26 protein-coding genes and 1 pseudogene are annotated in these 25,359 nt (G+C 34.5%); 7 read left to right on the top strand and 20 right to left on the bottom strand.

The annotated features are described in order from the left end of the window. Positions 1–197: 197 nt before the first annotated feature. The 7 genes from AAIE21_RS09335 to AAIE21_RS09305 all read right to left on the bottom strand — a co-directional run bounded on the left by AAIE21_RS09335 (position 198) and on the right by AAIE21_RS09305 (position 7,620). Positions 198–1,067: a TIGR03943 family putative permease subunit gene (locus AAIE21_RS09335; protein ID WP_343266521.1), complete on the bottom strand. Its 870-nt coding sequence runs from the start codon at positions 1,065–1,067 to the stop codon at positions 198–200. Positions 1,068–1,070: 3 nt separating this feature from the next. Next, positions 1,071–1,967, bottom strand: a complete 897-nt coding sequence (locus AAIE21_RS09330) for a permease (RefSeq protein WP_343266520.1) — start codon at positions 1,965–1,967, stop codon at positions 1,071–1,073. A 199-nt stretch (positions 1,968–2,166) separates the two neighbouring features. Next, positions 2,167–3,108, bottom strand: coding sequence for a magnesium transporter CorA family protein (locus AAIE21_RS09325; protein WP_336453704.1), 942 nt, complete (start codon positions 3,106–3,108; stop codon positions 2,167–2,169). A gap of 184 nt (positions 3,109–3,292) precedes the next feature. Then, complete coding sequence (locus AAIE21_RS09320; protein ID WP_343266519.1) at positions 3,293–4,672, bottom strand: putative polysaccharide biosynthesis protein; 1,380 nt, start codon at positions 4,670–4,672, stop codon at positions 3,293–3,295. 96 nt (positions 4,673–4,768) lie between these two features. Further along, positions 4,769–5,371 (bottom strand): undecaprenyl phosphate transporter UptA, encoded by a 603-nt coding sequence (gene uptA / locus AAIE21_RS09315; RefSeq protein WP_343266518.1) that lies wholly within the window; start codon positions 5,369–5,371, stop codon positions 4,769–4,771. 192 nt (positions 5,372–5,563) lie between these two features. Then, the gene (locus AAIE21_RS09310; protein WP_343266517.1) at positions 5,564–6,181 is read right to left on the bottom strand and encodes an NUDIX hydrolase N-terminal domain-containing protein; all 618 of its coding nucleotides are present in this window, start codon (positions 6,179–6,181) and stop codon (positions 5,564–5,566) included. Positions 6,182–6,543: 362 nt separating this feature from the next. Next, complete coding sequence (locus AAIE21_RS09305; RefSeq protein ID WP_343266516.1) at positions 6,544–7,620, bottom strand: CotH kinase family protein; 1,077 nt, start codon at positions 7,618–7,620, stop codon at positions 6,544–6,546. A 200-nt stretch (positions 7,621–7,820) separates the two neighbouring features. Between AAIE21_RS09305 and AAIE21_RS09300 the strand changes: the two genes are divergently transcribed. Continuing rightward, complete coding sequence (locus AAIE21_RS09300; protein WP_336453706.1) at positions 7,821–8,276, top strand: CotG/ExsB N-terminal domain-containing protein; 456 nt, start codon at positions 7,821–7,823, stop codon at positions 8,274–8,276. Positions 8,277–8,331: 55 nt separating this feature from the next. On the opposite strand, the gene AAIE21_RS09295 is transcribed toward AAIE21_RS09300, so the two are convergent. The 6 genes and pseudogenes from AAIE21_RS09295 to AAIE21_RS09270 all read right to left on the bottom strand — a co-directional run bounded on the left by AAIE21_RS09295 (position 8,332) and on the right by AAIE21_RS09270 (position 12,933). Continuing rightward, positions 8,332–8,949 (bottom strand): phosphoserine phosphatase 1, encoded by a 618-nt coding sequence (locus tag AAIE21_RS09295; protein ID WP_343266515.1) that lies wholly within the window; start codon positions 8,947–8,949, stop codon positions 8,332–8,334. Positions 8,950–8,967: 18 nt separating this feature from the next. Further along, a pseudogene (locus AAIE21_RS09290) lies at positions 8,968–9,120 on the bottom strand (short-chain dehydrogenase); the annotation flags it as partial. Beyond that, entirely contained in the window at positions 9,105–9,524 is a 420-nt protein-coding gene (gene fosB / locus AAIE21_RS09285) for a FosB/FosD family fosfomycin resistance bacillithiol transferase (RefSeq protein ID WP_481858668.1), read from the bottom strand. The gene fosB and the pseudogene AAIE21_RS09290, both read right to left, overlap by 16 nt. A gap of 54 nt (positions 9,525–9,578) precedes the next feature. Further along, positions 9,579–11,240, bottom strand: coding sequence for a peptide ABC transporter substrate-binding protein (locus AAIE21_RS09280; RefSeq protein ID WP_343266514.1), 1,662 nt, complete (start codon positions 11,238–11,240; stop codon positions 9,579–9,581). 147 nt (positions 11,241–11,387) lie between these two features. Further along, positions 11,388–12,332 (bottom strand): DUF2628 domain-containing protein, encoded by a 945-nt coding sequence (locus AAIE21_RS09275; RefSeq protein ID WP_343266513.1) that lies wholly within the window; start codon positions 12,330–12,332, stop codon positions 11,388–11,390. Between the two features lie 148 nt (positions 12,333–12,480). Continuing rightward, the gene (locus AAIE21_RS09270) at positions 12,481–12,933 is read right to left on the bottom strand and encodes a methylated-DNA--[protein]-cysteine S-methyltransferase (protein ID WP_343266512.1); all 453 of its coding nucleotides are present in this window, start codon (positions 12,931–12,933) and stop codon (positions 12,481–12,483) included. A 132-nt stretch (positions 12,934–13,065) separates the two neighbouring features. On the opposite strand from AAIE21_RS09270, the gene namA reads away from it, so the two are divergent. Then, the gene (gene namA, locus AAIE21_RS09265) at positions 13,066–14,106 is read left to right on the top strand and encodes an NADPH dehydrogenase NamA (protein ID WP_343266511.1); all 1,041 of its coding nucleotides are present in this window, start codon (positions 13,066–13,068) and stop codon (positions 14,104–14,106) included. Between the two features lie 41 nt (positions 14,107–14,147). On the opposite strand, the gene AAIE21_RS09260 is transcribed toward namA, so the two are convergent. Then, positions 14,148–14,807, bottom strand: a complete 660-nt coding sequence (locus tag AAIE21_RS09260) for an oxidoreductase (protein ID WP_343266510.1) — start codon at positions 14,805–14,807, stop codon at positions 14,148–14,150. A 547-nt stretch (positions 14,808–15,354) separates the two neighbouring features. Here AAIE21_RS09260 and AAIE21_RS09250 point away from each other — a divergent pair. Next, positions 15,355–16,305 carry a metal ABC transporter substrate-binding protein gene (locus AAIE21_RS09250; protein WP_343266509.1) on the top strand — a complete coding sequence of 317 codons (951 nt, stop codon included), beginning with the start codon at positions 15,355–15,357 and terminating at the stop codon, positions 16,303–16,305. A 187-nt stretch (positions 16,306–16,492) separates the two neighbouring features. Then, on the top strand, positions 16,493–16,969 hold the full coding sequence (locus tag AAIE21_RS09245; protein WP_343266508.1) for a GNAT family N-acetyltransferase: 477 nt from the start codon (positions 16,493–16,495) through the stop codon (positions 16,967–16,969). A 5-nt stretch (positions 16,970–16,974) separates the two neighbouring features. On the opposite strand, the gene AAIE21_RS09240 is transcribed toward AAIE21_RS09245, so the two are convergent. Further along, complete coding sequence (locus AAIE21_RS09240; protein WP_343266507.1) at positions 16,975–17,925, bottom strand: CobW family GTP-binding protein; 951 nt, start codon at positions 17,923–17,925, stop codon at positions 16,975–16,977. Positions 17,926–18,183: 258 nt separating this feature from the next. Here AAIE21_RS09240 and AAIE21_RS09235 point away from each other — a divergent pair, with 258 nt between their 5' ends. Next, positions 18,184–19,086, top strand: coding sequence for an aldo/keto reductase (locus tag AAIE21_RS09235; protein WP_343266506.1), 903 nt, complete (start codon positions 18,184–18,186; stop codon positions 19,084–19,086). 37 nt (positions 19,087–19,123) lie between these two features. Here the strand turns inward: AAIE21_RS09235 and AAIE21_RS09230 are convergent, their stop codons facing one another. Together AAIE21_RS09230 and AAIE21_RS09225 are read right to left on the bottom strand one after the other, a co-directional pair. Next, complete coding sequence (locus AAIE21_RS09230; RefSeq protein WP_343266505.1) at positions 19,124–19,708, bottom strand: GNAT family N-acetyltransferase; 585 nt, start codon at positions 19,706–19,708, stop codon at positions 19,124–19,126. A 146-nt stretch (positions 19,709–19,854) separates the two neighbouring features. Then, complete coding sequence (locus AAIE21_RS09225; protein ID WP_343266504.1) at positions 19,855–21,327, bottom strand: flavin monoamine oxidase family protein; 1,473 nt, start codon at positions 21,325–21,327, stop codon at positions 19,855–19,857. A 184-nt stretch (positions 21,328–21,511) separates the two neighbouring features. On the opposite strand from AAIE21_RS09225, the gene AAIE21_RS09220 reads away from it, so the two are divergent. Further along, the gene (locus tag AAIE21_RS09220) at positions 21,512–21,715 is read left to right on the top strand and encodes a DUF3896 family protein (protein ID WP_000831893.1); all 204 of its coding nucleotides are present in this window, start codon (positions 21,512–21,514) and stop codon (positions 21,713–21,715) included. Between the two features lie 92 nt (positions 21,716–21,807). Then, positions 21,808–22,809, top strand: a complete 1,002-nt coding sequence (locus tag AAIE21_RS09215) for an LLM class flavin-dependent oxidoreductase (RefSeq protein WP_343266503.1) — start codon at positions 21,808–21,810, stop codon at positions 22,807–22,809. Between the two features lie 56 nt (positions 22,810–22,865). On the opposite strand, the gene AAIE21_RS09210 is transcribed toward AAIE21_RS09215, so the two are convergent. The 3 genes from AAIE21_RS09210 to AAIE21_RS09200 form a co-directional block, all read right to left on the bottom strand. Beyond that, the gene (locus AAIE21_RS09210; protein ID WP_343266502.1) at positions 22,866–23,816 is read right to left on the bottom strand and encodes an alpha/beta hydrolase; all 951 of its coding nucleotides are present in this window, start codon (positions 23,814–23,816) and stop codon (positions 22,866–22,868) included. Between the two features lie 306 nt (positions 23,817–24,122). Then, positions 24,123–24,578, bottom strand: a complete 456-nt coding sequence (locus tag AAIE21_RS09205; RefSeq protein ID WP_343266501.1) for a DUF3939 domain-containing protein — start codon at positions 24,576–24,578, stop codon at positions 24,123–24,125. 96 nt (positions 24,579–24,674) lie between these two features. Beyond that, positions 24,675–25,118, bottom strand: coding sequence for a Dps family protein (locus tag AAIE21_RS09200; RefSeq protein WP_343266500.1), 444 nt, complete (start codon positions 25,116–25,118; stop codon positions 24,675–24,677). Between the last annotated feature and the right edge of the window lie 241 nt (positions 25,119–25,359).

Raw genomic sequence — 25,359 nt, 5'->3', positions numbered from 1 at the left:
ATTCATAAACATTGCAACTACATAAAGATTCCCTAAATCCTTATAGTCCCACCCTACATATTAGCTAATACAAAAATATCGGAACTACTCTATATTCTTTTGTTCATCTCACATACAAGATATTACACCAGATGAACTATATATTATATATTAACAATTTTCATAACTTTACGTCTATAAAAAAGAACCGATTATAATTAATCGGCTCCTCTAAATACATATTGTTCTTTCGGCTGCTCTACTTTATTCCACTTTGTTATTTCTAAAACGGGAATGTTTGCGTGGAATGGTTGATAAAACTCAGTTGAGATTTCACCTTCTACTTCGATCCAATCATCATTTTTCCATTCTACTCCCTCTGGCTTTTTCACAAGCATACCATATACACCTGAATCGGCTACGCAATGTATAATACCAAAGCGGAATAAGAAATATTGTTCTTTCTTCGCAGAATCGTCGCGGAAGACAAATCCTTTAAAAGAAAGTTTCTTCCCTGTAAATTCTCCAGGGTAATTATAGATTGTTTCCATTCCTTTTAAGAAGTTCTCATCATTTAAAGCAACTTTATCTTTATTTACAAATTGTTTTTTCCCTTTTTCCATTACATCTCTGTATCCTTCTTTCGCATAATAAATGCTCGTATCCGGTCTTAAAAATTGTCTTCTCATAAAGGGATCTTGGCTATCCGGCTGTGAGACCGGAAAATGAAACCCTTTCGCTTTCACAATATCCGAATCTAACGTCGCAATCGGAAAGAATAAACCTGAAATAATAGGAAAACAAAATAATGAATAGGCAAAGGTTCGTTTCCACCATGTGTTTTCATCTTTTGAATGATCATGTCCACAATGACTATGATCACAACCACAACTATGCTGATCTTTTTCTTTTTGGTGTTCCCTTTGGAAAACAACAATGATTTGAATAATTGTTAAAAAACCTAAAATAATTGCAGCAGTTATTGATAAATATGCATACTTCATATTTATATACTTTGTTATATTACCTGAAATATGAAGCTGTGCAATTAAGATTGTAAATCCAAGTAAAATATATGCTCGAAACATAACCTACCACCCCATCGCATAAATGAGTAGTGAGCTTGCATAAACAACGAGTGTGACGGTAACAGTCACAACAATTACAAATCGCGTTTTAAATGTCGCAAGCATCATAAACATATTTTTAATATCCACCATCGGTCCATATACGAGGAACGCGACAAGTGAAGCTGTTGAAAATGTACTTTGGAACGAAGAAGCAATAAAAGCATCCGCTTCTGAACATAGTGATAAAATATACGCAAGCCCCATCATAACCGCTGGTGAGGAAAATGGACCTTGTCCGATCGCAAGTAGCGTTGACGTTTGTACAAATGTTTGAACTGCAGCAGCAATTAACGCTCCTATTACTAAATATTTTCCCATTGAGAAAAACTCTTCAACCGCATGTGTACAAACATCCCACATTTTTTTACGCAGCGGACGCTTATGATTAACCTCCGGGAAATGTTCATCACGTAATTGATGATTTTTAAACATAAATGATAATATAAGTCCAACTATAATTGCGACAACAATAGCCACAATTGAACGGTACCATACCATATGCATACTACTTCCGAACGCAACATACGTTGCAAATAATACGACCGGGTTAATAATTGGCCCTGTTAACATAAATGCAATTCCAGCATATGGCGGGACACCTTTCCCAATTAAACGTCTTACAATCGGAACGATTCCACATTCACAACCTGGAAACATCATGCCAAGAAAAGTAGCCAATAATACAGACAGAAATCGATTTTTAGGCATCCATTTTGCCACCATATCTTCTGTCACAAACATTTGAATGAATCCTGAAATAAATACACCAATTAGCACAAATGGTAGTGCTTCAATTAAAATTGAGATAAAAATCGTATTCATTTGCAGGAATGCTTTCGGTAACTGAAACAATTCCATGATGTATTTCCTCCATCTTTTCATTAACAATATGTAATTTTAACCTCAATTCATTATTTGAACAAGTCCTATACAAATTTAATAATAAAAATACAGCGCCTGCCCTTTGTACATATTTCTTATATAAAAAAACTTTATTATAGCAAAAAAGCTGCTCTAGCGCAGTTTCACAACTATGCTAGAGCAGCTTTCTTGAACGTTAAAAATAACGTTTTTTCCAAAAAATAAACGCTAAAGTGCAAGATAATGTTGCACATATAATCATTACAATTATAAAACCATGCGGATTATTACCCAGTGGGATTTCTACGTTCATTCCGAAAAAACTCGAAACCATCGTCGGTAGTGACAAGATAATGGTAATGGAAGTTAAGAGCTTCATGACACTGTTTAAGTTATTTGAAATAACTGAGCTAAACGTATTCATCATACCACTTAAAATATTACTATATATTTCAGCCATCTCAATGGCCTGTTTATTTTCAATTAATACATCTTCTAATAAATCTTGATCATCTTCATACATTTTAATAAACGTATTATTGCGCATTAACTTTTGAATAACAATTTTGTTTGCTTTTAAAGATGTTGTAAAATACACTAAACTCTTTTCAAGACCTAGTAATGTAAAAATCTCTTTATTTTTCATCGACTTATTTAACTCGTGCTCTAAGTCGATTGTTTTTCGATTAATTTGTTTTAAATATCGTAAATAATAAGTAGAAATCGTATATAAGAGCTGCAGTGCAAAACGAGTCTTTTTAAAAGTATAAAATTCTTTAATCCGTTGATTAATAAATCGCTCGAAAATTGGATTTTCTTCCAAACAGATTGTAACGAAACATTCCGGCATTACAATCATACCAATTGGGATTGTGTCGTATATTGAATTTCCTTCTTCATCGTGCCTTACTGTTGGAATATCAACGATAATTAATGCATTATCGTCCTCTTTCTCAATCCTTGATCGTTCTTCATCATCCAAAGGGTCTTTAATAAAATCCAATTCTACATTCAATGTTTGCACAAGAAATTGAATTTCTTCCTCTGTTGGATGGAGTACATTAATCCAACAACCTTTTTGAATTTCCTCTATTTCTTGTAGTTTTCCGTTTCGGTCTGTTAAATAAATATTTAACATACTATCACCCCGATTCTTTTTACATGTGGGAATCTACCTCACTTAAACAACAGTTTTTGAACCGCTATTTTCAGCATATGAAACAAACGTTCAAATTTCAATAGAAAATTATTTTGAAAACGCTTTTCTTCACAATTTCTTTCAAAATAGAAAAAGACAGAGATTGCTCTGCCTTTTCGAAAGCTCATGTTGCCTTTATAACATATTTAGAAAGCATCCACAAGTTAAACGTCACTGAAACGGTGTAGCCTGCATATGTTGAGATAATAAAACTGGTATAGTCACAGTACGGTAATAATACAATATTTAGCACAACCTTTATTATAATTCCTAAGCTTAAACCTAGAACTGTTTTTTGTTGCTGATCAATCCCCTGTAACATCGCAGCAGTAACTGTAAACAATGAAAATAATATACACGCTGGTGCATAGTACTGTAAAATGACACTTCCTACACTCGGGTCATTTCCTAGTCCAAATAAAAGAGTGTATATAGGTTTAGCTAGCACCATCATTCCAATTGCTGCTGGAATGGTAATTCCTACAACAAGTAAATTCGTTTTTGTAAAATGCTTATATAATAGTTGCTCATTTCCAGCTGTATAAGCTTTCGTCATCTCAGGAACGAGAGACATACTAAAAGCCGTTGCAACAGATACAGGAATCAATACAACCATTTGGACAAGCCCAATGATCGCATTTATTTTTTCTGCTTCGCTTTGTACATACCCTATCTCTATTAATAGTTTATTGATTGTAAACGTATCAATTGTTTGATACAACGGAATCGCTAGTCCAACAGCAACAAATGGAATTGAATACGTAAATAACTCTTTATATAAAACAAAAAAAGACTTCGTTGTTTGCGGAATACTTGCAATTTCTTTTCGTTTTAAGTATTTCCGCCTTCTCATATAAAACCCAATCAAAACAGTTAATCCCGCTACCGCTCCCATAAATGCCCCAAAAGTTGAAACTCCAACGGCTAACGAAACAGACGCTTTCAAAACATGCAAAACAACAAAGCTTCCTATTAAAATTGTTAACACACGAAAAAACTGTTCCACAACTACACTAGATGCCGAAGGTCCCATTGATTGAAATCCTTGAAAAAAACCACGTAATAAACTCATCACCGGTACAATCAATAATGCAAAACTAACAATTTGAATATTATAAGTAACAGCAGTCATACTATTACCAGTTTGATCACTTCCATCAATCACTAGCTTTGCAAGATATGGAGCTAACATATAAAGAACTAGAAATGAGACTATTCCCATAAAAATCATAAAAAACAGTCCACTTTTCAACACCCGTTTTACCGTATGATAGTCATTTAGCTGATCATATTTTGAAACCATTTTAGAAACAGCAAGTGGCAATCCCATCGTTGCAATACTTAACATAATTGTATATGGCCGATATGCGTACGTATATAATACATATCCGCTTGTACCAACCATTGCGGTAAACGGAATAACATATATAAACCCAAGCATTTTAGATATCATCGTTGCCATCGTTAAAAATAATGTTCCACGTAAAAACGGTGATCCTTTCATTTCATTCCTCCGCTACGCTTTATTATTACACATTATGGACAACTTCTTTATTTTAGAACTAAAACACATGAAAAAAAGCCAATGGAATCATTGACTTTAACGAACTGTTTTTCTCTTTTTCAAAACTTTTAAACCGAAATAAAGTGCTATAAAGAGTACTGCTCCAATAATTATGTAATGCGTATAATCAGCTGCATATTCTTTAATATGACGCCAGTTCCCACCTAGTTTTTCTCCTAAATAAATAAAGAGAATAGACCATGGAATAATGGCAACTACTGTATATCCTGTAAAAAGTTTTAACGGCATTTTCGCTAATCCTGCTGGTATTGAAATGGCATGACGTACAATCGGGATAAAGCGAGCAGAGAAGATTACTCCCGCACCATAACGTTTAAACCAACTTTCAGCTACATCTAAGTGATGCTTGTTAATCAATAAATATTTACCATACTTTTCAACTACTGGACGTCCTCCGTAATACCCTAACCAGTATAAAAAGATTTGCGCTAAAGTACCACCAATTGTACCGGCGATTACTGCACCAATAAAACTTATTTTACCTTGTGCGACTAAAAAGCCAGCATAAGAAAGGACGATCTCACTCGGAATGATTTCAATCATTAATCCTAAGGCAACACCAAAGTATCCTAAACTTGCAAAAAATTGCAACAACTGCTCTATTAAATTCGCTAACATTTGCTTTCCTATCTCCTTTTCTGCTCACGTACCTTCTTATTATCCCACAAAGATTTATGCATGCCAATATATTCCTCATTCTCTACCCAAAATATGTACAGTCCATTATAAATATACCAGGAACGAATAGAAAGAAAAAGAGATTTATACATGGTGAAATGTCTTAGATCTTATCTTTATACCTCTGTTTTCTTAATCAAGTAAGGATTTTTTATTCCTATCTTTCATATGAGCAAACATTTCTCTAATTTGCCACTCTGTATTTCTAGCAGTCGATAATTCTGGGATTTCTTTTTCACCAAAAAAGTTTACTTCCTCTGTTTCAATACTTGTTTGTTTTTCTCCCCCAACAATTTCACAGCCAATAAATATTTTATATACATGTGTTGCCGATGGTAATGGATGATGCTTTTCTTTATCGAATACTGCTAATAATCGGAAATGGTCAACTTTATAACCCGTTTCTTCCCATACCTCTTTTGCTGCCACTTCTGTTGGCGTATAGCCAACATCTGCCCATCCACCTGGAAGAGCCCATTTCCCATCACTTTTTTCTTTTACAAATAATAATTTATCATCCTGGTACACAACAGCTCGAATATCTACTTTAGGTGTTTGATAACCTGTTTCACTCGCAAATAATTTCTCTACCACTTCCCAATCTGCCCTTGTATAATGAGACATCATAGTAACTGAAAGATCTCGTAATTGCCCGAAACGTTCAATATCATACACATCTTTTGAATACGTTAAACCAGCCTGGGCGATGGCTTGTATTTGTTTTACCCAATCGATCCATTTCACTTCCATATTCTCACCATCCTATAAATAATATAATGTTTTCATTTATTTATCTCACCTACACAAATAGTATCCTATTCACACAAAATTTAAAAGAAATCAAATGTTTTTATAATAGTCTAGTATTTTTTATAATGAAATATACTACTCTATTTTGATTTTCCGACATATAAGTTGCTACTATGAAGATTAAAAGGTGACTTACACTCACCTTCTCTCTGTTTTCACTCATGAGACAGGAAGAGGATTTGACCACTTCTATGTATGGCCAAAAGCTCTCTCCCACCTAAAAAGAAAGAGGCTATGTCGTTTTTCATTTACATTTCTATAAACAAGAAAGAGATTGAAAATGTATCAATCTCTTTCTTGTTTTATGACAACTCATCTAAATGTTCATGTATATATTCACGCCGATTGTTTATATATTGAAAAATAAGATCTGCTTCTTGATCAAAAATATCTATTTTATCTTTCATATAGGGATCTTGCATAAGATATGGTCGAATCGCTTCACACATCCCCTCTACTTTCGGCTTTATAAAAGGAATTGTAAATTTTTCTTCCAAAATTTCTTCAAGAATATTGCGATATTGTATTCGAAATACCGGTATATCAAGAATCCTGGCGCTCAACGTGTTATATCCTTGGATTCGAATGTATTCATGGTTAAGCGGCCTTCCCTCTACATCACGCCCCCATGTAGCATCATAATCCCATGGGATTACTTCAAATAAACTCGTTTCATCATTATGATATAACGCATAGTTATGAACAAAGCCATCAAAGTTTTGAGTCAAAATGACACCTGCTAACCACCGTAAATATTTTTCAACATCAAGATAATTTACAATTCCTTTCTCATATTTTTCTCGTGATAGCACATTGGCCTGATAAACAAATTCACTAAGCTGTTCTTCGCTATGTTCATTTGCACATTTAAACTCGTAACCTGCAGATAGATTTGTTTTAACATCCTTCTCGCGCTCACTTATTAAAGAAAAATTCGCATCATCATCAATTGCATAATAAATTGACCCACTCGGTAATTTACGACTTTTCAAGAAGTTTTCATCAACAGATTCTAATTGTAAATATACGCCTTGAATTTGACCATTCATTTTGATAAAAACATGCTTAGATTTTGGCGAGAGCACACCAATATCACTAAAGAAGTCAAGTGATAATTTATTTCTTATAAGTGACGGATCCTTGAACTCTGAATTCAAATGAAACTCTTTTACCCCTTGAAATTGTTTTGGTTTATAGAACATAACTTGATATGATTTTTTATCAAATTCTCGAATATGCGCTCCCCGATATACAATGTCAATATCATACTTTCTTTTTCCGTACGTTAACTTAGCAGGCACTGGATTATTAGACCAAATGTCCTTTTTTAGTTCAACAAGATACATTGGATGAATAAAAAAGTCATAAGAAGGCAACATGTTCTCCCATCCCTTCTTTTTCTCTTTCCCTTCATTCAATGTATGCTCATAATTTTGTCCATACATCCGCTATATATCTATTTTCTATGAAAATTAAACTCTTGTCACATACAGGGTGATAAACACTTTCATATCATGATTAATGTAAAAGGCCACAAAAGGCCACTTTTTCGTTTTAATTAGTGATAAGGAGGATTTCTATGAAACGTGATATTCGAAAAGCTGTTGAAGAAATCAAAAGTGCAGGGATGGAGGAGTTTTTACATCAGGATCCAAGTACTTTTGATTGTGATGATGATTGTCATTCAAAAGAAGATTGCGGATGTCCAAGAACAAAATGTACTCATATAAAAAAATGGACATTTGTTACAAAAGTTACGCGTGTAAAAAAATGTACATTTGTTACAAAAATTACACGTGTAAAAAAATGTAAGCTCATTACGAAATGTGTTCGTTTTGAAAAGAAATTTTTCTGGACTAAACGATCATTCTGTAAAAAAACTGTATTTTATCGTGATCATGATTGTGATCATCGTAAACATTCATCTTGTGATGACGACTGTCATACAAGATGCCATGAATGCGATGACAGTAAACATTCATCCCGCAAAAGAAAAAAATTCGATCACTTCTGGTATAAAAAGCGTAATTGCTAATTCTTTATACCTTCTTGTTAAAAATAAATGTAAAAAGACCGCTCTCGCGGTCTTTTTATGCTTGCTGGAAATGACTGATATCGGCAAACTGTTGAACACTAGCCTTTTTCTCTTCAAATTCAATAATACTTAGGCTCGCACTATGCATAAATGGATCATCCCACACTTTTTCAACAGAAAGACCAGCGAAGTGCCCTACCAGCAATTTTGCCGCTGCTGCATGTGATACAATTAAAATATTTTGCCCTTCATGTTTTTCTAAAAGAAGGTTTACTCCTTCCATCACCCTACTATGCACATCATAAAAATTTTCGCTTGATGTCGAACAAAAGCGATGAGGTTCATTCCAAAACGTATGTACTTCCTCTGGAAACTGCATTTCTAAATCTGCAATCATTTGTCCTTCCCAGACCCCCATATTTATCTCATAAAAGTGTTCATCAGCTATAATTGGAATATTCCGCTCCCCGTTTATTAGCTCTGCCGTATGCATTGTTCTTCCACTTGGACTACTATATATTGCATGAAGTGGTATATCCTTTATACGTTCCCCTAACTGTTTTGCTTGTAGCATGCCTTTCTCAGTTAAATTCGAGTTCTTTCTCCCTTGCATCCGCTTTGCCACATTCCACTCTGTTTCTCCATGACGTGTTACATATAAAGTCGTCTTCATGCGTTTCCTTCCTCCTCATTAAATTGGCCGTAATCTCCATGGCTCTAATGTTCCTACAATACAATCACTTTGTTTGCTTTGAATTCCCGCTATAACTCCTTCAGCAATCTCTTCATGAGTCAACCATCTTGAATGTTCACCTTGTAAAATAAATCCTAATAAAATTTCATATGTGGTTTTGCTTCCTTATAATAATTTAAGCGATCCTGCAATGTACCCGAATGAAACTCAAACTTATGTCCATCTGGATCGGTAAAATAAATAGACTGACAATCTCTTACATCACGTTCTCTTCCTTCTAAAATATGAACTTCATTTTCTTTTAATCGCTGTAGTAGCTTATCAAAGTCCTCTTGTTCAACAGAAAACGCAATATGTGTATACGATTGATGAATTTCGCTTCTTGGAATACCTACTTCTTCATTGAGTGCTACCCAAACTCCGCATATATCAAAATATGCGAATTTTCTTCCTTTTACTAATAACTTTCCCTCTAATACCGTTTCATAAAATTGAATAGACTCTTCTAAATCTGAAACGGAAAAACAAAGATGATTAAGGCTATTTATCAACATAAATCCTCCTTACAAAATAAGAGATGAGCGAATATTCACTCATCTCTTATTATACTATTTTTTTGTAACATATGCCCATTTATAACTAAAATCGCCACCGAATGTATGGTTTGCAATTCCTTTTACATATGGTTTTTCTAAATATGCGGTACTTTGCTGATAAGTAGGTGAAATTGCAACATCTTCCCCAATTAAGATTTTTTCAGCTTCGGCTAGTGCTTTCCAGCGTGCAGCATCGTCTTTTAACAACTCACCTTTCGATTTAGCAACTAAGTCATCATATTTTGGATTTGAGTACGCCATTTCATTAAATGAACTTCCTGTCACAAACATGTCAATATACGTCATTGGATCTGGATAATCCGGACTCCATGCAGATAAAGAAAACTCATACTGTAATTTTTTCTCTAAATCTAATTTTTGTTTATATGGTTGTTGTTTTAAATTCACTTTAATTCCAGGTAAATTTTTCTCAAGCTCTTCTTTAATAAAATCGCCAACTTTTTTCCGACTACCATCATCATCGTTTAGTAATTCAACTGTAATTGTATCTTGTCCCAATTCTTTTTTCGCTTCTTCCCATAACTTTTTCGCTTTTTCTACATTATCTTTGCTGTCACGGAAATTTTTATTAACTGTACGGAAATCCTTCCCATCTGGACCAGTTGTAAATTTTTCGGGTACTAGGAAATATGCTGGTAATGAACCATTATTTAAAATGACATTCGCAATCCCTTTTTTGTCATAAGCTAAATCAATCGCTTCTCTCACCTTTTGGTTTTTAAAAGTTGGATTTTGCTGATTAAAACGTAAGAAATACATACGTGGGTCTAGTTTCGTTTTAAACTCATCTGCTTTGCTCTTTTTATATTTATCTACAAACTCAGAAGTTAAAATGACACGATCTGCTTGATCACTATCATACAGGTTCACACCTGTGCTCGTTTCCTTTACAATACCAACATTAATCTCTTCTAGTTTTACAGTGTCTTTATCCCAATAGTTTGGATTTTTCTTTAATTGATAACTTTGTTCATGCTTCCATTCACTTAAAGTAAATGGCCCATTATATAAAATTTTATCAGCTTCTAATGCAAAATTTGTCCCTTGCTCTTTGACAAACTTCTCATTTAAAGGGAAGAATGTTGGGAAAGATGTAAGTTCAAGAAAGTACGGTGCTGGTTGCTCTAGTTCAACTACTAATGTTTTATCGTCTTTTGCTTTAACACCTAATTGATCTAATGGTAACTCTCCTTTATTTACTTTTTGTGCGTTTTTCACATCAAATAAAATAAATGCATATTCAGCAGCTGTTGCTTTATCAAGAGCACGCTGCCAACCATATACAAAGTCTTGCGCACGAACCGGCTCACCATTCGACCATTTTGCATCTCGTAATTCAAACGTGTATGTTTTCTTATCCTCACTAATTTTCACATCTTTTGCCATACCTGGAGTTGGTTTATTGTCTTTATCTAACCGATATAAACCTTCCATTGCATTGACAAATACTCGGAATGATACGGAATCTGTTGATTTTGACGTATCCATCGAAGGAATTTCTGCTGCTTCTAGTAAATTGAGCACTTGTTTGTCGGCCATTCCCTTATTCGTTTCTTTCTTCGTTGTCGATGCTTTCTCCCCATTCCCGCAACCTGCAACGAATATACTTGTTGATAATGCAAGTGCCGCAAGCGTTGAAACTTTTTTCTTCATTCTTCCTTCCCCCAATCTGTATGTATACAATAAAGCATGTATGATATTATTATACAAAAAATTCTGATTATTTTAAATATTTTTCTTTACTAAAATAAAAAAAGAAATGAATGTAAAAGCTACTCCATCTGCTTTTACATTCATTTCTTATAACATTTCTTTTTTATCCCCTTTTTGTAATCCATCATCCAAGTCAAAAAGATCTTGCGTACGAAACACATCTTCCATCATTTTTAAAAATTCTTTTTCACCTTGTAGCTCACCGTTAACTGTAAGAGAATATGGTTCAATTTCATGCAACCTGTAATCGACTACAAATTGAATGACAACTTTCTGTCTTGTCATACCACGATTATATCCATGAAATTCTACTAATTCCAATCCATCTCCCCCACGGTAATAAACCCAGTTTGGTTGCTGAAAATGCTGTTCAAACGATTCTCCGATAGAGAAGAAAGGATACTCATAAAGGGAACTTGTTCGTACTTTTCGAATGACATCTTGATCTGTCGGAAAGAAAAAATGACTCATAAATATACTAGCAGCTGTCAAAATTGTAACAACAGCTGCTCCAATTTTGCTTGTTCCGCCACTATCCCGGATGAGATAACTCTCAACAGCTTCATTCTGTATCCCTCTTGCTTTTAACCGATATATTTTCCGTTCAGCAAATCGATAATATAACCCATTAGCAAAAATCCCCATTCCTATCATCATTAAAATGAGTAATAAAAAAGTAAGCGGAACCATATTAATGATTGGAAGTGCAACATTGAATCCCATATAATACGAGAATGCATCACAAGCTACTAATAAGGTTACAAATAAACAAACAGGTAAGTAATACTTTCGATACCCAAACCATCCAATATTGAAAATAGCAGCCCATCCATTCCAGCTCCATCTTGCTATTCGTTTCTTTTCTTTGTCCCATTTTCTTTTATAATATGGATAGTGCGCTCCCACATATTGTTCCATATCTTTTTCTATAGGTGAGATTTCCTCTTTTGTTCTATTATGTAAAACTTGCTGACAATCTTCACAATTGAATTGACCGTCAGCACAAGGATTCCCACAATTTATACAACGCAAAATAATCCCTCTTTCCGTGATTTATCCCCTACTTATACTTCTTGTCCAACATCCTAAAAACTTAGTTATTCAAAAAAAGAGATTTTCATACGATGGTCCTCATAAGTAACAGTTTAAACCATTCATATTAAAACAAAGAGTTTCACCATTATTTCAAAATCCCCTCATGTTTCAATAACCATTCTTTTCGCCATAGGCCCCCTGCATAGCCAACTAACTTTCCACTTTTTCCAATTACACGATGACATGGAACAACAATAGAAATCGGATTGCGACTATTCGCTCCGCCTATCGCACGCACCGCCTTTGTGTTACCAACTTTTTCTGCAATATCTAGATAAGAAGCACTCATTCCATACGGAATCGTATAAAGCGCATCCCAAACACCTTTTTGAAATGGTGTTCCAACCGCTGACAGTGGTACTGTAAATTCCGTTCTCTTTTGATTAAAATATTCATCTAATTCAGTGAGACACTGTTCTACAATTTGACTTCTATTCTCTTCTTTCCGTTCCTCTACAAAAATAACAGAAGTAATCCCTTCATCATTTGCAGTAATCTCAAGCAAACCTATTTCGCTTTCATAATAAGCTCGGTACATGCCCTATCCCCCAATTTAATTCATTTCAATAATTGTAACATATATGTACCAAATTTCGAGAATAAGCATTTCATTATGGAAACAAAAATGATGATGATACAATTAAGGAAACTGCAATGAGGGGGAATAAATATGGATTATCACCTTTTTTCACCTTATACGATTAAAGATATTACATTAAAAAATCGTATTGTTATGTCACCGATGTGTATGTACTCTTCAGAAAACGAAGATGGAAAGGTCACAAATTTCCATCATATCCATTATGCGTCTCGAGCAGCTGGTCAAGTAGGCCTTGTTATGCTTGAAGCTACAGCTGTTGTACCTGAGGGACGTATTTCTAATAAAGATTTAGGTATATGGAATAATGATCATATTCCAGGGTTACAAAAAACGGTGTCACTCATCCATGAAAATGGCGCAAAATCAGCTATTCAGTTAGCACATGCTGGACGAAAAGCTGATTTACATACAGATGCTGTAGCACCCTCAGCTATTGCATTTAATAATACAATGAAAGTTCCACTAGAAATGAATAAACAACTAATTCAAGAAACAATCGCCGCTTTTCAAGATGCCGCATACCGTTCTAAACAAGTAGGATTCGACATTATTGAACTACACGCGGCTCACGGCTATCTCATTAATGAATTTCTTTCTCCATTATCAAACAAACGAACTGATGAATATGGCGGATCACCTGAAAACCGTTACCGTTTCTTAAGAGAAATCATTGATGCTGTAAATGAAGTTTGGGATGGCCCTTTATTCATCCGTATTTCTGCAAATGACTATCATCCTGAAGGATTAACAGTCCATGACTATGTTCAGTTTGCAAAATGGATGAAAGAACAAGGCGTAGATGTAATTGATTGTAGCTCTGGTGCAGTTGTCCCTGCTCACATCGACGTTTACCCTAGCTATCAAGTAAAATATGCAAGTCATATAAAAGAACAAGTGGACATCGCGACAGGTGCAGTAGGACTCATTACAAGTGGTATACAAGCAGAAGAAATTTTAGCAACTAGTGAGGCAGACTTAATCTTTATTGGTCGCGAGTTACTTCGTAATCCATATTTTCCAAGAACAGCAGCCAATGAACTTGGATTTGAATTACAAGAGCCACACCAATATCAACGTGCTCGTGGTAAAATAGCCCCGACTCACCGCTAATACGACATAAAAACGAGAAGGAATCCCCCTTCTCGTTCTCATTATTTCATCATTGTAATCTCTGTGGAATTATAAATATGAACACCAGATTCTTCACGTAATGCTGCTAAATACATCCCTTTTGCAACCTGCTCAGCTGTAATCGGCTTATACTTTTTTAAAGTACCATTAAATACAAATGGTAAGACGCCAAATATCTTCTCAGCCATTCTTTCTCCAAAACGAAATTCTTCTCGATCCCCAAGTAGTAGTGATGGTCTAAATATATGAATCCCACCAATCACCAACTTTTGAAGTTCTTCCTCCATCTTTCCTTTTACTTGTGAATAAAAGAAAAGTGATTTTGGATTGGCCCCCATAGAAGAAATAACAAGAAAATTTTGCACACCTTGCTTTTCTGCTAAACAAGCTGCTCGTAATGTATATTCATAGTCTACCTTTTTAAAATTCACTTTCGTTTTTGCTTTCTTAATTGTTGTCCCAAGACAGCTAAAGACATCATCAACAGCAAAAAATTCTTTATACTCTTCTAATATAGAGAAATCGACTTGTTTCTGTTGTAACTTTTCATGTTCCCATTGCAGCGGTTTTCTGACCAAAACCATAACCGAATCATAGTAATCTGAGTCAAGCAATAGCTGCGTCACTTCTTGTCCAACTAAACCACTTGCGCCGAGTACTAAGGCTGTTCTTTTATTCATTTATCTTTATACCTCTTTATCTAATTTTATACCGTCCAAACAGGCAGTACAAATCCCATTTCTAGGAGTTTCCTTTTACTTATTCTATCATAAGTAAAGCACTATGCGTGATGCAAGTGCTTTACTTACTCTCCTCTCTTTTTCCCTCTGCTTTTCGCTTTGTTATTATTGTAGAGTCGCCTAGATTACTTATTAGTGTCTTGAGGAAAATCAAAACACATGTTAATGGTAAAACTATCGCTAATATCAATAAGATTGCTTCCATGAAGTAATCCAACCTCTCATCCCCTTTTCATACCCTCTACCTCAATATATGAAAGAAGTGTTGTCGCATATGCGACATTTATAAAAATTAATACTATTCTTTTTGACAACTTTATAACAAAATCAAATCGGAATGATTATTATTTATTGCAACTTTCGTAGAGATGTATTATACTAAGTTCGCAACTTAAAACGGAATTATTACGTTTTGCATCAAAAAGATATTTTTTCTCTTACTTTTGGAGAAAATAAAATTGGAGAAGAAAGAAAAGAGGAGAATTACATGAATAAAAGGTTAATGGTATTTTCTTTTATACTTATTTTCACATTAATTTTCGCTGGATGTTCCAGCAAAAAAGAAGGAGTGGCCAAAAAAGACGGAAAACTTTCTGTATATACAACCATTTTTCCACTTGCTGATTTTGCTAAAAAAATCGGTGGTGACTATGTAACTGTTGAAACAATTTATCCACCTGGCGCTGACTCTCATACATATGAGCCAACTCAAAAACAAACGGTACAAGTTGCGAAGGCAGACCTTTTCGTATATAACGGCGCAGAATTAGAACCGTTTGCAGAAAAAATGGAAAAAACATTAAAAAAAGAGAACGTAAAAATTGTTAATGCATCTAAAGACTTCGATCTTATCGCTTCATCAGAAGAAGAACATGAGCACGAAGAAGGTCATAAAGAGGAAGAACATCACCATCATGACAAAGATCCACACGTATGGCTAGATCCTACACTTGCGATGAAGCAAGCTGAAAAAATTAAAGATGCACTCGTAGAATTGCAACCAGATCATAAAAAAGAATTCGAGAAAAACTTCGCTGCCCTGCAAACAAAGTTCACTGATTTAGATGATCATTTTAAATCTGTTGTTTCAGATGCAAAAACGAAAGATATTTTAGTTTCTCACGCTGCATATGGGTACTGGGAGAAACGCTACGGCTTAAAACAAATACCAGTTGCTGGCATCTCCGCTTCCGATGAACCATCACAAAAAGAACTTGCTAACATTACAAAAACAGCAAAAGAGCATGATTTGAAATATATTCTATTTGAAACATTCTCCACTCCAAAAGTAGCAGAAGTGATTCAAAAAGAAACAGGTACGAAGATTTTACGTTTGAATCACCTTGCTACTATTTCTGAAGATGATGCAAAGAAAAACAAAGATTACTTTACGTTAATGGAAGAAAACGTGAATGCTTTAAAAGAAGCTACAAACTAAATTTATCCCGCATTAACGGGCAGTAAGCTCCCACTGATTACAGTTTCATTTTATATTTCCTTTTAGACAGCTGATACATATTCGGCTGTCTTTTTCATATACATAAGCTTGACTTAAACGAAAGAACAAGTAAAATTATCCATGTTAGCTTTAAAGATATAACATTTTATGAAAGCGAGTTGGAACTATGAATCTTCACATTTGTGAAGTAACAGCAAATAATTGGCGTTCAGTCGCTGCTTTAGACGTAGCAAAGGAGCAGCAGCAATTCATTGAAAGTAATGCGTTTTCTTTAGCCGAATCTCTATATGAAGAAAATGGAACGTCAGTAGGCTTATATGATGGAGAAACACTTATTGGATACGCAATGTACGGTTGGTATTCAGCAAAAGATGATAGCGTATGGTTAGATCGTTTTATGATTGATCACCATTTTCAAGGAAATGGCTATGCGAAACGTTTTCTTCACCTACTCATCCAGTATTTGCAACAAAAATTTCAATGTGAAAAAATTTATTTAAGTCTTCATCCAGAAAACAAACTAGCAATGAAACTGTATGAGTCTTTCGGTTTTCATTTAACTGGTGCTATTGATGATGATGGGCCCGTTGTTGGTGTTGTGATGGAATTGCTTATAGATAAAAAAACAAGCCTGCTAAATTAGCAGGCTTATTTTACACATTCTTCAAAATGTTCTTGGAACCATTCTTTATTAATGTCTTTCCCAATAAAGACCACTTCACTCACTCGCTCTTCTCCCTCTTTCCACTCTCTATCGTAAGAAGCAGCAAATAATGTATGAACACCTTGGAAAACAATACGACGATCTACTCCATCAATCGAAAGAATTCCTTTATATCGATATAAATACTCTCCTAACTCTTGAACAACAGCTGACATCCATTCGTTTAACTTTTGCAAATCAAGTGGACGCTCTTCACGTAATACAAATGATTTCACACCTTCTAAATGATGGTGCTCTTTATGCGGATAAATTTCTAATGTATCACGCGTTTTAAACGTTTGAATTTCTAACAAGGCAGGAATATCTACTTCACAATTTGTCGTTGGAATTAATTTTGCCGTCGGATTAATCCCTTGTAACTCGGTAAGAAGTTCTTCCTTTTTCGCTTCTTCAATTAAATCTACTTTATTTACTAAAATCATATCAGCAAAGGCAATCTGCTCTTTCGCTTCTAATCCTTTGTCAAAATGTTTATGTATATGATAACTATCTACCACTGTCACAACACCATTAATTTTGTATGCTGATTGAATAACTGGATCTAAAAAGAACGTTTGGATAATCGGCCCTGGGTTTGCAAGACCTGTCGTTTCAATCAATAAACCATCAAAATCCATTTTCCCTTCTGCTTTTACATCTAGTAATTGTTTTAAAGCAACAAGTAGGTCTTCACGCACTGTACAGCATAAACAACCATTTGTCATCTCTATAATTTCTTCTTCTACATTCATAATCAATTGATTATCGATACCAATTTGACCTATTTCATTTACAATTACCGCTAGTTTCTTACCATGTTCTTCTGACAAGATACGATTTAATAATGTAGTTTTCCCAGAACCAAGAAAACCCGTTAAAATTGTTACTGGAATCATTTCGTACATCTCCTTATAGCTATATCTTCTTACATTATACCATACAGATAAAGTGAGACTTCCATCAGTTGGGCTTTCTTCACCCTTCACTGATGGAAGTTAAATAAATCGGGCTTTTAAGGGCAGATAATACAGGGTGAAATCGTTTTTTACAGCAAAGACATAATCATTGTAAGTACAGTCCAATAACTATATAATAATACCGAATAAGAAAGCCTTTTCAAAAATATTATCATTCATCAAGGGGGTCTACTCAAAATGGAACGAATTCAGATGGCTAATAACCTTGAATTTTCTCGTATCATTCAAGGGTTTTGGCGTTTAGCAGAATGGAATATGTCAAAACAAGAATTACTTTCTTTTATCCAAAATTGTATGGATATGGGGATTACAACTTTTGATCACGCCGATATTTACGGGGGATATACGTGTGAATCATTATTTGGAGAAGCATTACAATTACAACCTTCTTTACGTGAAAATATGCAAATTGTTACTAAATGTGGAATCGCTCCCCCATCACCGAAATTTCCAGAGCGTTACGTTGCTCACTATAATACTAGTGCTGAACATATTGTGAAAAGCGCGGAGCAATCACTGCAAAACTTACATACTGATTATATTGATTTGTTACTGATTCATCGTCCCGATCCATTTATGGACCCAAGTGAAGTTGCAGAAGGTTTCACACGTTTAAAACAAGAGGGAAAAGTACGTCATTTTGGTGTATCTAATTTTTTACCTTCTCAATTTCATATGCTTAGCTCATATTTAGATTTCCCGCTCATTACAAACCAAATTGAAGTATCCGCGATGCATCTTGAACATTTCGAAAAAGGTACAATTGACCTATGCCAAGAAAAAAGAATCGCACCTATGATTTGGTCTCCTCTTGCTGGTGGAGAAATCTTTACAGGACAAAATGAACGTACTGTACGCTTACGCAAAACTTTACAAAAGATCGCGAATGAACTAAATGTTGATAACATCGATATTGTCATGTATGCATGGCTACTTGCTCATCCAGCAAACATGATGCCAATCGTTGGTTCTGGTAAGTTAGAGCGCGTGAAAACGGCAATCGAAGCTACAAAACTTACATTAGATCGCCAACAATGGTTTACCATCTTTGAAAGTTCGAATGGGCATCCTGTACCGTGATGCGTAAATAATTTCATGAAAAAGCAGAGCTAATACATTACAGCTCTGCTTTTTCATAACTACTTCTTGTCATAGCAAACACACATGTATCCCTGAGTCCGCTACCATCTACTGCTACACCGCCACTTTCTAAAATACCCTCTAATTTAAAACCTAATCTCTCAGGTATCGCTCTACTTTTGACATTTCGTGAATCACAGCGAATCTCTACCCGGTTTGCCCTTAACTCTGAAAAAGCATAATCCATAATCCCTTTCGCCGCCTCCGTCATATAGCCTTTTCCACCAAAGCGAGAATCTATCCAATATCCAATTTCAAATTTTGGTATTTCCCAATCAATACGATGCAATCCAGCTGAGGCTACAAATTCGCCAGTTTCTTTTAAAAATACTAGTAATCTCAAATCTTCACGTTGTAGAAATTGAATATGCGATTTTCTTATACTCGCTTCTACTTCTTCTTCCGTTTGCTCTTTTTGGGCAAAAACCATCCAAGGTTTTAATTCTTCTATTGATGCTCGAATCGCTTCATATACAGCTTTTCCATCCCCTGGTTTCGGCATACGAATAAGAAGTCTATCAGTGTAAAACTCAGAAGGAACATCAAGTAATAATGGATTCATTACAAACACTCCCTATTTTTCTTTTATATATAATAATATTTAATTAAAACTATACAGTAAATAGTTTTTTCGGAATTTTAATTATTTTCAAATCTAATTACATATCCCTTTCCTAATTCATAGGCATCAAAATCTTTTCCTACTACTCATACAATCAATTGGTTTACTTCTACCGCTGTACGTATTCCAGACTCAATTGCTCCTTGTATCCACCCATGATAAAGTGTTGTATGATCTCCTGCAAAATATATTTTCCCCTCAGGTTTTACAATAGCTGGTTGCAGTTCTGTTTCTTGACCCGCTTGAAAAATTGCAAATCCCCCTAATGCATATGGGTCCAATGTCCAGTTTTTCGCTACTCCTGACATAAATTCATCATACACTTGACCACCTAATATAGTCGCTAAGTTTTGTAATGTATAATAAATACGATCACCTTTTGATAATCCGTCCCATAATAATGCATCGTATGACCATGTATAGCTTCCGAGCATCATAGCAGGTCCCTTAGTCCCAATACCATAGCTCGGATAATACGCATAGCGGATTGGTAAATCTGTAATAATCCTCCCTCCTAATTGACCCTGCTCTTCCCAAAAACGGCTTTTAAATTGAATTCCTATTTTCGTAGCCGCCATATAATGTAGTTCACGAATTGCTTTCCACTTTTCATGTGATACAGAATCGAAAGGATCAATTTCAACAAAGCGCATTGTGGAAAATGGAATTGTCGTAATAACTAAATCACCTGTTATGCTACTATATTCAAACGTTTCTTCATGCCTACAATAAGCTGTTACTCCTTTTTCATGCTGATGAAGCTTCATCAATTTTTGATTGTATATAATATCATCCTGTAACTGAGGTAAAAATGCTTTCGGGAGTTGATCATTGCCCCCTGTAATTTCACAAAAACCGCTTTCTTCCTGCAATATATATATAAAACGTAATGTTTCAACAAATGATCTTTCTAAAAATCCTTCTAAATCTAAAAGTACACCAATCATCTCAATTGTTACTGGTGAAAAGTACGTATTATACTGATAAGGATGATACTTTAAAAACTGTGCTGTTGAATACTTCCCAAAGTCTTTTTCAACAATTCCCCAGTTTTTATCTGGATTTCTTTTAATGAAGTCAATAATCGGCTGCACTGCTAGTAATAATAATTCCTCAGATGTTTTTCCTTCCTCATTCATTGCTACCGGATAACGTAATACACTAGGGGTCTTTTCATACTGTCTTAATGTTGTTTTTCTACCATTCACATAAATAATATCTGTCTCATTTCGATTAATAAAAGGAGTTACTTGTAGTCCGAATTTTCTTATATAAGCCATCGTTAGTGTATGTATATAAGGAATACGCATTGCTCCAACATCTAAATATAACCCAGTATCCTCCATTCTAATAGTCTCAATTCGGCCTCCTATACGATTATTCGCTTCTAAGATTTTCACATGATGTCCTGCACTCTCAAGTAACGATGCTGATACTAAACCAGCCATTCCAGCACCAATTATAATGATTTGTTTTGGCTCTACTGTTTTCGGTAGTCCTTTATCAATAATTTTCAGCATTTCATCAGTTACAACATGGGATTGTGTATGCACTCGCATCATTCCACCCCTTACTTTAAAAATACAAAACAGTGATTCTCTGAATTGTATTCACAAGCATAGTAGAACAACACATTATATTTCTGAATATTCACTAATAATTCACAGAGATTTGCTCTCATTCCATCTTTCTTATCATATAATGAAAATATAGATAGGAAATGTAAGGAAAGGATTGATTCAAATGAAACGTACTTACGACTATCTTGAAACAAAAAAACATTTAGAATTGAAAAAACAACTATTATGTAAAAAATTATTAAATGTAAATTTAACTGAAGAGGATCGAAATCAAATTAAGATGGAGATCGATAACTACGACTATATTTTAACTTTAGTGGACATGAATCATTATGAACGAGGAATTTCTCATAACAAGCGGATGTGAAAACATTCGCTTGTTTCTTTGAGCATTTCTTTACGCATTTTTCGTAAGTAAATATATAATAGAATGTACATTAAGATAGAGAGGTATATTCTATGATAAAATTAAGCGTATTAGATCAATCACCTATTTCTGATGGCAGTACAGCAACTGAAGCTTTTTCCAATACTGTAACGCTTGCTCAAGAAGTGGAAAAGCTAGGTTTCACTCGTTTTTGGGTATCTGAACATCATAATTCTATAAGTTTAGCTGGTTCAAGCCCGGAAGTGCTCATATCTCATATTGCAGCAAAAACAAATCGTATCCGTGTTGGCTCTGGTGGCGTTATGCTTCCTCACTATAGCTCATACAAAGTAGCTGAGAATTTCCGTGTGCTAGAAGCACTTTATCCAAATCGAATCGATCTTGGAGTAGGCAGAGCACCTGGCGGTATGCCTATTGCAACTCGTGCGTTACAAGAAGGAAAACTAGTTTCGCTCGATCAATATCCTGAACAAATTCAAGATGTGGCAATGTACCTATATGACAAAGTACCTGAAAATCATCAATATGCTAACCTAAAGGCCTCACCTGTTATTCCTACTGCACCTGAAATATGGATGCTTGGATCAAGCGGAGAAAGCGCCATGGTTGCAGCAAAACAAGGAACAGCCTTTGCTTTCGCTCAGTTTATTAACGGCTATGGTGGCCCTGAGGTGATGAAAGCTTATCAAGAACAATTCCAGCCATCTTTCTTAGGGGACAAACCAAAATCAATTGTTTCCATTTTTGTTGTTTGTGGAGAAACAACTGAAGAAGCTGAGAAAATCGCATCTAGTCTAGATTTATCAATTCTATTATTAGAACAAGGAAAACGCACAACTGGTACTCCTTCCATTGAAACAGCACAAAATTATGCCTATAGCACCTATGATCGATTCCGAATTAAAGAAAATCGGCAACGTATGATTGTTGGAGATCAGACACACGTGAAAGAGCAGATTTTAAAACTTAGTAAGGTATATAATACTGAAGAATTTATGATTGTAACCATCACCCATCAATTTGCGGATAAATTAAAATCGTATCGTTTATTAGCAGAAGCTTTTCATTTGTAATACAAAAAAGAGTGTATCATCCTATGTGATGCACTCTTTTCTTATCTTATCTTTTTTTATAAATCTGTATCTGCAATATATTCAACTGCTTCTTGTAATATTTCTTCGAAGTTTTCAGGGTAATCATGATTTAAGTTAGATATAACTTTATACTCATAATTTATATTTTTCGTTTCCAATAGCTTCACAAACTTCTGTGTACATTCAAAGCAATCTTCATCCTGATCTCCACAAACAATATATCCCTTCATGCCTTTATCCTTCAATTGATTCAGCAAGTCTTCCCACTCTTCAATCTCAGGAATCCATGGTGCTACAAAAACAAAGCCTTTTACAATAATATGTTCGTTTAAGATTGCATGTAATGCAACTCTTGCTCCAGCGGAAAACCCTCCAATAATTACATGCTCTATATCACCATGGTTACTAGCTACAATACTTTCATAGTGTTCCTTTAACTCACGGGATCCCTTTTCTATATTATCCCATACATATCCTTCTGAAAATTGAATTTGAGAAGATTGCGGTAATGCTAACAAATAACCTTGAGACACAACCGATTCCCAATATGGTTCTGCTATCTTCATATTTTCTTGATCTCCATGCAATGCAAGGATTAACTTGTTATGACTACCACTATTTCCTTGTATAACTTTCAAATGAACTTGTTCAGATTTCTTTGCTACTTCTTCTCTTTTTTTACATAGCCGAATCATCTGATGAAATTCTTCATATCTATGAAGGGGTTTCAAATCATCATCTGTCATTAAATACTCATAACCATACCAAAACTCATTTTCTACAATCGCTTCTTTCATTATATGTAAAGCTTCTTTCTCAAGCCCAGATGCGCTTGCTAATGCATATTTAAAATTATATATTTGAGCTTGATTCCCAACTACATTTTCAGCATTTTTTGTAATATAATGATACGCTTCCAAACTACCATTCTTTGCATAACATTCTAATGTTCCATTTAACAAACTAATATAAGTAATGTTACTCATCCATCATTACCTCCCGTAACCTTTTTTAAGAATATAAACTTCTCTAAAAGCTTTCTTATCATCCTAAGGTTTCAGCAGATGAGCACTATTATAGTCTAGCTATCTATTAATAGTAACCCTCCCCATCCTTAGGGCACCATTTGTTAATTAGATTATAATTTTTCATTACACATCACTCCTTTCTGCTACTCCCTTATCATTTAATCATCATTTAACAGAATGTTCAATCTTTTTATCGGTATATAATTCCATTTGAATTTCTTAAAAACAAAAAAAGACAACAATATATACATTGTTGTTTTCATGTTAAACAATATTCTTTTTACTCTTATCTGGTTTACTTGAAACTAAATAATGTTTCTCTGAAATATATAAATTTCTTTTTAATACATGATCTAAATATGGTGCTAGTTTCAATCCACATATGAGACGATCATCATCTTTTTCTACGATCGGAAACATTTCCTTTTCTGTCACATATTGATCCACTGCTCTTTGCACAAGATCAATCTCTTTTACAAGCTCCAAATTTTCTACTGTATGATCAAATACCTCAAGTGTTTCCTTCGTTATAATGAACGTATTTGTAGGAAATGCTGGTAAATACGGCTTTAACAAATCATAATTCACTGTATAGTCTTCATTAACTAATACTGTATAAACAATATTTGCATTTTTTTCTAGAAATTGAGCCATCGCCTGCTCTAATTCATCTTTCGTAATTGACCTCTCCTCTTTTCCACTTTTAAAAAAGCGAAACATTGCACCGCCTCCTTTTTACTATATTATACCATAAAAAAAATACCTAAAAATCATAAAAAAACCTATTGAAAGAATTTTCAATAGGTTTTTGATATCTTATTTTAAGAATGCACTTAACATCCAAACGTGTTGTTCTAATGTTGTATGAATCGCTAATAGCATATCTGCTGATGTTTCATCACCAGCTTCATCCGCTACTTCCATACCTTCTTTTAATTCTTGAATAATTGCTGAAAAATCATTTACTAATGTTTGTACCATTTCTTCAGCTGATTCCTTACTTGAACCTTCATGTACTGTCGATGTTTCTAAGTACTCTTTCATTGTTGCTAATGGTTTTCCTTCTAACGCCAAAATTCGCTCTGCTAGTTCATCAATATACGTTGCTGCTTCATTATAAAATTCTTCAAATTTTTCATGTAATGTAAAGAAGTGTGGGCCTGTCACATACCAGTGATAGTTATGGAGCTTTACATATAACACATTCCAGTTTGCTACCTGCTTGTTTAATACTGCAACAACATTTGTTTTCGTACTCATTCAATCCACTCCTCTTACTATTTTAGAATTATTCTCTTTTAATAACACATTCTTATTGTACCATAAATTCCCTACTCATCCAAACCATCCGTTTATATGTAACAAAGTTGCAACAACTTTAATCATTCCCAAATGTTGAAAAATCCATGCCTCCTTTCTTTTACTTCATATGTCTAATTGTCCAAGCTCATACATATGCATAATAGTAAGTCAAGCTCATCCTAGTAGAAAGAGGGGTTAC

It is taken from the genome of Paenibacillus sp. 102 (assembly GCF_039549175.1).
GTDB lineage: Bacteria > Bacillota > Bacilli > Bacillales > Bacillaceae_G > Bacillus_A.
The sequence above is the reverse complement of the archived record's forward strand: the minus strand, read 5'-3'. Positions and strand labels throughout refer to the sequence as shown.

Bases quoted from the DNA above. Each gene is read 5' to 3' on its own strand.
- AAIE21_RS09310 (WP_343266517.1), bottom strand. From the start codon at position 6,181: ATGGAAGTGAAATGGATCGATTGGGTAAAACAAATACAAGCCATCGCC.
- AAIE21_RS09300 (WP_336453706.1), top strand. From the start codon at position 7,821: ATGAAACGTGATATTCGAAAAGCTGTTGAAGAAATCAAAAGTGCAGGG.
- AAIE21_RS09260 (WP_343266510.1), bottom strand. From the start codon at position 14,807: ATGAATAAAAGAACAGCCTTAGTACTCGGCGCAAGTGGTTTAGTTGGA.
- uptA (WP_343266518.1), bottom strand. From the start codon at position 5,371: ATGTTAGCGAATTTAATAGAGCAGTTGTTGCAATTTTTTGCAAGTTTA.
- AAIE21_RS09205 (WP_343266501.1), bottom strand. From the start codon at position 24,578: ATGTTTCGCTTTTTTAAAAGTGGAAAAGAGGAGAGGTCAATTACGAAA.
- AAIE21_RS09305 (WP_343266516.1), bottom strand. From the start codon at position 7,620: ATGTTGCCTTCTTATGACTTTTTTATTCATCCAATGTATCTTGTTGAA.
- AAIE21_RS09245 (WP_343266508.1), top strand. From the start codon at position 16,493: ATGAATCTTCACATTTGTGAAGTAACAGCAAATAATTGGCGTTCAGTC.
- AAIE21_RS09225 (WP_343266504.1), bottom strand. From the start codon at position 21,327: ATGCGAGTGCATACACAATCCCATGTTGTAACTGATGAAATGCTGAAA.
- AAIE21_RS09200 (WP_343266500.1), bottom strand. From the start codon at position 25,118: ATGAGTACGAAAACAAATGTTGTTGCAGTATTAAACAAGCAGGTAGCA.
- AAIE21_RS09295 (WP_343266515.1), bottom strand. From the start codon at position 8,949: ATGAAGACGACTTTATATGTAACACGTCATGGAGAAACAGAGTGGAAT.
- AAIE21_RS09250 (WP_343266509.1), top strand. From the start codon at position 15,355: ATGAATAAAAGGTTAATGGTATTTTCTTTTATACTTATTTTCACATTA.
- AAIE21_RS09325 (WP_336453704.1), bottom strand. From the start codon at position 3,108: ATGTTAAATATTTATTTAACAGACCGAAACGGAAAACTACAAGAAATA.
- AAIE21_RS09210 (WP_343266502.1), bottom strand. From the start codon at position 23,816: ATGAGTAACATTACTTATATTAGTTTGTTAAATGGAACATTAGAATGT.
- namA (WP_343266511.1), top strand. From the start codon at position 13,066: ATGGATTATCACCTTTTTTCACCTTATACGATTAAAGATATTACATTA.
- AAIE21_RS09280 (WP_343266514.1), bottom strand. From the start codon at position 11,240: ATGAAGAAAAAAGTTTCAACGCTTGCGGCACTTGCATTATCAACAAGT.
- AAIE21_RS09330 (WP_343266520.1), bottom strand. From the start codon at position 1,967: ATGGAATTGTTTCAGTTACCGAAAGCATTCCTGCAAATGAATACGATT.
- fosB (WP_481858668.1), bottom strand. From the start codon at position 9,524: ATGTTGATAAATAGCCTTAATCATCTTTGTTTTTCCGTTTCAGATTTA.
- AAIE21_RS09240 (WP_343266507.1), bottom strand. From the start codon at position 17,925: ATGATTCCAGTAACAATTTTAACGGGTTTTCTTGGTTCTGGGAAAACT.
- AAIE21_RS09270 (WP_343266512.1), bottom strand. From the start codon at position 12,933: ATGTACCGAGCTTATTATGAAAGCGAAATAGGTTTGCTTGAGATTACT.
- AAIE21_RS09320 (WP_343266519.1), bottom strand. From the start codon at position 4,672: ATGAAAGGATCACCGTTTTTACGTGGAACATTATTTTTAACGATGGCA.
- AAIE21_RS09335 (WP_343266521.1), bottom strand. From the start codon at position 1,067: ATGTTTCGAGCATATATTTTACTTGGATTTACAATCTTAATTGCACAG.
- AAIE21_RS09230 (WP_343266505.1), bottom strand. From the start codon at position 19,708: ATGAATCCATTATTACTTGATGTTCCTTCTGAGTTTTACACTGATAGA.
- AAIE21_RS09220 (WP_000831893.1), top strand. From the start codon at position 21,512: ATGAAACGTACTTACGACTATCTTGAAACAAAAAAACATTTAGAATTG.
- AAIE21_RS09215 (WP_343266503.1), top strand. From the start codon at position 21,808: ATGATAAAATTAAGCGTATTAGATCAATCACCTATTTCTGATGGCAGT.
- AAIE21_RS09235 (WP_343266506.1), top strand. From the start codon at position 18,184: ATGGAACGAATTCAGATGGCTAATAACCTTGAATTTTCTCGTATCATT.